General features: G+C 61.9%; 6 protein-coding genes. 4 read left to right on the forward strand and 2 right to left on the reverse strand.

The features are described from left to right. Position 1 precedes the first annotated feature (1 nt). Genes BLV27_RS13685 through BLV27_RS13700 form a run of 4 tightly spaced genes read left to right on the forward strand, consistent with a single transcriptional unit; the run spans position 2 to position 3538 of the window. Entirely contained in the window at positions 2 to 991 is a 990-nt protein-coding gene (locus BLV27_RS13685; protein ID WP_092646927.1) for an ABC transporter permease, read from the forward strand. After that, entirely contained in the window at positions 991 to 1950 is a 960-nt protein-coding gene (locus BLV27_RS13690) for an ABC transporter permease (protein ID WP_244504670.1), read from the forward strand. Before BLV27_RS13685 ends, BLV27_RS13690 begins: the two co-directional genes overlap by 1 nt. Next, positions 1947 to 2948, forward strand: a complete 1002-nt coding sequence (locus tag BLV27_RS13695) for a dihydroxyacetone kinase subunit DhaK (protein ID WP_092646931.1) — start codon at positions 1947 to 1949, stop codon at positions 2946 to 2948. Before BLV27_RS13690 ends, BLV27_RS13695 begins: the two co-directional genes overlap by 4 nt. After that, positions 2945 to 3538, forward strand: coding sequence for a dihydroxyacetone kinase subunit L (locus BLV27_RS13700; RefSeq protein WP_092646949.1), 594 nt, complete (start codon positions 2945 to 2947; stop codon positions 3536 to 3538). Before BLV27_RS13695 ends, BLV27_RS13700 begins: the two co-directional genes overlap by 4 nt. 382 nt (positions 3539 to 3920) lie before the next feature. On the opposite strand, the gene BLV27_RS13705 is transcribed toward BLV27_RS13700, so the two are convergent. Both BLV27_RS13705 and BLV27_RS13710 read right to left on the reverse strand, forming a co-directional pair. Beyond that, entirely contained in the window at positions 3921 to 4991 is a 1071-nt protein-coding gene (locus BLV27_RS13705; protein WP_092646933.1) for an aldo/keto reductase, read from the reverse strand. A 194-nt stretch (positions 4992 to 5185) separates the two neighbouring features. Continuing rightward, a complete protein-coding gene (locus tag BLV27_RS13710) occupies positions 5186 to 5611 on the reverse strand; it encodes a Rossmann-fold NAD(P)-binding domain-containing protein (protein ID WP_211605516.1) in 426 nt (141 codons plus the stop codon). Between the last annotated feature and the right edge of the window lie 500 nt (positions 5612 to 6111).

Consider the following 6111-nt stretch of genomic DNA (forward strand, 5'->3'; position numbering starts at 1 on the left):
CATGAACCGCATCGATTGGAGCCGCAACGAAACACTCGTGTTCGCCGTGATCATCGCGTTCTGCGGCCTCGCGGCGCTTAGTGACCCGAACTTCATGTCGATCCCCACGCTGACCGACCTCATGCGCAACTCAATCGTGCTGGGCATCTTCGCCGTCGGCGCGATGGTGGTGCTGGTTTCTGGTGGCATCGATGTCAGTTTTACCGCCGTCGCTGCCTTCGCGATGTATACTACGACCGTCCTATTGCGAGACGTGGCACCCGGCATGCCCTGGCCGCTCGCCTTTGCCATCGCCACCCTCATCGGCGCGGGCCTCGGTGCGATCAACGGCGTCCTGATTGCCTTTTGTGGCCTACCCACCCTGATCGTGACGCTGGGCACACTATCTGTCTTCAGGGGCTTCCTGCTGACCTTCGTGGGCACGCTGCAAATCTCGAACCTGCCGCCCGGAATGCGCGATTTCAGCCGCTGGATGATGCTCCGCGGCACCAACTCTGATGGCTCGTTCTACTCTCTACCATGGGCGTTTGCCGCGCTCGTCATCATCGTGGTGGCCACTTGGTTCATCCTCAACCGCACTATGCTCGGCCGCGCGATCTATGCCATCGGCGGGGCCCCGGAAAGCGCGAGGCGCATCGGCATCAACGTGCGCCGGACGCAGTTCTTCATCTATGTCTTCGTGGGCGCGCTGGCGGGCCTAGCGGGCATCATCCATGCCTCGATGGCTCGCATCTCGAATCCCTTCGACCTCGTCGGTCTTGAGCTTTCCGTCATCGCCGCGGTCGTCCTCGGTGGCGCGCGCCTGATCGGAGGCGTCGGCACGCTGACCGGGACGCTGCTTGGCGTAATCCTGATCGTACTGGTGCGCAATTCGCTGATCGTGATCGGCATCCCCTCGACCTGGCAATCGGTCGCCATCGGCGTGCTTATCATTGTCGGTACCGGCCTTCCCGCTTGGCAAGCCAAACGCGCGGAGGCACGACAGACATGATGACCCGCATACTGCACACCACAGAAGGGCGGTTGGCGATCATCACTCTAGTGGTCTTTGCCGTCATGTCGATCTTGTCACCCGACCGCTTCCTTTCGCCCGCGAACCTGACGTCGATGGCGTTCCAATTCCCGGAATTCGCGATACTCGCACTTGCCGTCGCCGTCGCTATGCTGACCGGTGGTATCGACCTGAGCGTTGTGGGCGCGGCCAACCTTTCCGCCGTCACGGCGGCGTTGTTCATGGGCCACTTCGCGGGAGAGGGCACGGGCACAGGCCTTCTGCTCGCCGCCGTCGCCCTGTCGCTCGCGGTGGGTCTGCTCGCGGGTCTCTTCAACGGCGTACTTGTGGCCACCTTCGGCCTGCCGCCAATCCTTGCGACATTGGGCACCGGCCTGATCTACACGGGTCTTGCCATCGCCATGACAGGGGGCAGCGCGGTGATGGGTCTGCCGCCCGCCGTGGCATGGGTCGGCAACGGCACGCTGCTCGGCGTGCCCGTTCCACTGGTGATCTTCGCGATCCTCGCCGCCCTCCTCGGCTTGATCCTCAGCCGCACCGCCTTCGGCCTAAAGACCAGGATGTTCGGAGCGAATCCCCTCGCCGCGCGCTATGCCGCGATGGACACCGACCGCGTCTTGCTCAAAGTATATGCTCTCTGTGGTGTCCTCTCGGCCATCGCGGGCCTGATCGTCATGTCGCGCGCCAATTCGGCCAAGGCCGATTACGGCTCCTCCTACCTGCTGCTCGCGGTCCTGATCGCGGTCTTGGGCGGAGTGAACCCCTATGGCGGCTATGGCCGTATCTTTGGCGTAATCCTCGCGGTGTTGTCGATGCAGTTCCTGTCCTCGGGCCTTAACCTGCTGCAAGTCACCAATTTCGCCCGCGAGATGATCTGGGGCATCCTTTTGATTGGCGTGATGCTCCTCAACCTTGTCACTTTCCGGAGGCGATCATGAAAAAGATCCTCAATAACCCCGAAGCATACGTCGACGAAATGCTGGAAGGCCTGACCGCCGCCCACCCGGATGTCTACCGCATCGTCGGCGAGGACCGCCGCGCCGTCGCCCGCGGCACGCCAGGGCCGGAAGGCAAGGTCGGAATCGTGTCGGGCGGCGGCTCCGGCCACCTGCCGGTGTTTACGGGCTATGTCGGCACCGGCCTGTTGGACGCCTGCGCCATCGGCGACGTATTTGCCTCGCCAACCGCCGACCAGATGGCTGACAGTATCCGCGCCGCCGACCGGGGAGCGGGTGTTCTACGACTTTACGGAAACTACGGCGGCGACGTGATGAATTTCGACATGGCAGGCGATATAGTCGAAATGGACGAAATCGAGACGACCACTGTGCTGCTCGCTGACGACGTCGCCTCCGCACCGCCGGCCGAGGCCGAAAAGCGGCGCGGCGTTGCGGGCATGGTCTATGCCTTCAAGATCGCGGGTGCCGCCGCGGAGGCCGGCCTCGATCTGTCGGAGGTAACGCGCGTGGCGCAGAAGACCGCTGATGCAGTTCGGTCCGTGGGTGCGGCCCTGTCGTCCTGCACCGTGCCGCAAGCGGGCAAGCCCACGTTCGAAATCGGCGTCGATGAGATGGAGATGGGGATGGGCATCCACGGCGAACCGGGCGTCTGGCGTGACAAACTGCGCCCTGCGGACGCCATCGCCGAGGAAATGATGGACCGTCTGCTGAGCGATGTGGAAATCGGTAAGGGCGACCGCGTGTCGATCCTAGTGAATTCCCTCGGGGCAACGCCGCACGAAGAACTATACATCCTATACCGGATTGTTTCAAAACGCCTTTCCGACGTAGGCGCGGAGATCGTCATGCCCCTCGTAGGGCGATATGCCACCTCTATGGAGATGACAGGCGTATCTTTCACTCTATTAAAACTGGATGCAGAACTGGAGGGATATCTCACCGCTCCCTGTCATTGCGCCTTTTGGACCGTATCATGATCGACGTCCCCGCCCTGCGCGCCGCCTCCTTGCGTCTACGGGACGCCATGGAGGCGGAGGCCGATGCGCTCAACTCCGCCGACGGTGCCCTCGGCGACGGAGATCTTGGCGTGACCATGCGGCGCGGATCGCGGGCTGTCGCAGAAAAGGCCGACGATCTGCCCGAGGACTTCGGCATGGCATTGATGGCCTGCGCGCAGGCCTTCACAAAGGTCTCGGCATCTTCCTACGGTACGCTTATCGCAACGGGCCTGATGGCGGCGGCGAAAGAAACCAAGGGCCGTAACGGGATCGAGGCGTCTGAGGTGGCGGCCTTGCTCGACGCGGCAGTGGCCAAGATGATGGCACGCGGAAAGGCGGAGCTGGATGGCAAGACGGTGCTCGACTCCCTCGACGCCATGGCGCGGGCGCTGGAGGCGGACCCAAACGCCGCCACAGCGGTTAAGGCCGCAGAAGACGCCCAGGCCGCCTTCCGCGACAAACCCGCCACCGTGGGCCGCGCGCGCATCTTCGCCGAGAAATCCGTTGGCATGGACGATCCCGGGATGCTGGCGATGACTTTGATCGTGAAGGCACTTACCGGGAGGTGACGTGTGAAGGAACAGTGGCGCGGTCGTGATTGGTAAAAACCGGTAGTATCCGTCGGTCACCTAAACGTTGGGCTTTGACCCCGCCAGGGGGCGTTGTTGCACAGTCGACCAAGGGCATTAATCTTATTTTCCAGATGCTAGCTAAATGTCATGAGCAACCGGGCACCGACAACTCATGCGACAAAGAACTGGTTGATTTATAACCTTTCTCTAAAGCGGCACGGTTCGCTATCGAACCGATTTGACACAGAGACGCCCTGGAATGTCGAGCCTACAGGCAAGCCGAATTTCGTGAGCCCCGGGGAAAAACGCTTCCTAACTTGAATCGTGCACAAACGCCGGGCTGAAGCGCCGCGCACGCGAACGCAGCACCCTTTTCTCTTTACCCCTTGTAGCCCTCCAACCCGTCGACGGTCTGACCCTTGTGCAACGCCCAGTCGGCTTCCGAAAACCGGGGTTTTGCAAACTGGTTCTGGTGCCAGTACGGATAGATCAGCGGCGGACGGGACACCGCGTCAAGCTTTGCCACCTCGTCGTCTGTCAGCTTCAAATCACATGCCCCGAGCGTCTCCTCGAACTGCGCGCTTGTCCGACCGCCGACCACGAGCGTCGCGACCGCGGGCCGTTGCAACAGCCAGGCGAGCGCGACCTGCGACACGGATCTGTCGCCCGCAACCTCGCGCAGCACATCGACGATATCCCACAGCCGGTCCCAGTCGCGGATCGGCGGTTCGGTCCAGCCCTGCGCCTGCCGGGAATCCTTGGCGAACCCCTCGCGCGTGTGTTTGCCCGTAAGGAGGCCCGCCACCAGCGGCGACCAGATCATCACGCCGAGCCCCTGATCAACGGATAGCGGCAGGAGTTCATACTCGCTCTCCCGCGCCTCCAACGTGTAGTGGATTTCCTGTGCGACAAACCTCTCGAGGCCCCCGGCTGCCTTGCTCGCCATCAGACCCTTCATCACCTGCCAGCCGGACCAGTTGGAGCAGCCGATGTAACGTACCTTGCCGTGCTTTACCAAGATGTCGAGCGCGGCCATGATCTCCTCGATCGGGGTCTGACCATCCCATTCGTGCATTAGATAGATGTCGATGTGATCGCGTCCCAGTCGTTTCAAAGACCGCTCACATTCGCGGATCAGGTGCCAGCGGCTGAGCCCCTCGTCGTTCGGCCCTTCCCCGATCCGCATACGCGCCTTGGAACAGATCAGGACGTCCGGATCTCGGTCCTTCATCACCGTGCCCACGATCTCCTCGGACAGGCCCAGCGAATACATATTCGCGGTGTCGATCAGGTTTACACCCCTGTCCAAACAGGTATCGACCAGCCGCTCCGCGTCGGCCACGTCCTGCGCTCCAACCATGCCGAAATCGCCACGACCGCCAAAGGTGAAGGTGCCCATGGTTAGCGCCGAAACCTTCAGCCCGCTGCTCCCCAAATATCTATAGTCCATCGTGAAACCCTCCTATGCCAACGTTGCCCTTACAGCGGCCGCCTGTCCACTTGCGTGGCGTCCATCGGATCGGACGCTTGCCGTCTTTGTCATCTGGCAGAACCCGACCTGTCCAGTCCTGCGAGCCCGCCCAGTTCGTCTGCGACATGGAACGTAATGATTTCGTCGAAAATCTGCTCTGCAGCAAGGCCGAGCTAGCGCGCGCGTGAGGTGTCGAAACCCTGCGCCCAGCCGGAGACAATTCGGTGTATCATCGGGTCGGGTTCGTGCCGGATCAGGGCGACGGCCGCATCTCCGGCGACGCGGCGCAGCGCTTCGATCTGTTCACCGACGGTGGCGGACACGCCAGGCATCGTCAGGTTGCGACGGTTGTCCAGCGTGGCCCCGTCCAGAGTGGCGGCATGTTCGATAAAGCCGACAGCTGCGTGGGGCGAGGCGTGCCAGTGGCGGATGTCGTCACCCACTGGCAGGATCGCCGCCTGACCGTTCAAAGTTTCCCGAAGGATGCTGGAGAAAAATCCGACGGCGGCGGCATTGGGCTTGCCGCTCCGAATGCAGATAGTGGGACAACGGATACCCCCCTGCTCTGAATACTCACGTGGCGTGATCTGCTTCTTCATCGAGGCTTACGGTTCTCGGGAATGATCGGGCATCAGTTTGCCACATCGGGTCCGACGGTCCCGTGATCGATGACGGATGTTCGCTTTGAGAGCTCCGGCTGACTTCGATGACGTCGTTCAGAGGGGTGCTGCACACCTCAGGTGCCAGGCCGCCTCAGCCGGAGGCCTGATCGATCAATATCGTAGCCTGATGATCGTACGACCAGAACTGCCTCTCCTCGGGCCTCATTGCGGGCATACGAAAACCTGTCCACATAAGTAGGTTATAAGATCGCCCCCCGCTTTGCATGCTGAGATGTGCTGACGTGGTGTCTACCGAAGCTGCGGTCGGTGTTCGCGCTTAATGACATGGAAAGATCGTGGTGGCCGGCTCCCGATATACGGGGCTCGGAGTAGGTGGGCTTGCCCCCTTATCGCATAGGGCCACGCGGAGCTCGTTGTCTGCCTCAAGTCATGAGCGGTCTTCGAGTGCGGCTGACAACTCAGGCACAAACTGCGGC

Source organism: Jannaschia faecimaris (genome assembly GCF_900107415.1).
Taxonomy (GTDB): Bacteria; Pseudomonadota; Alphaproteobacteria; order Rhodobacterales; family Rhodobacteraceae; genus Jannaschia; species Jannaschia faecimaris.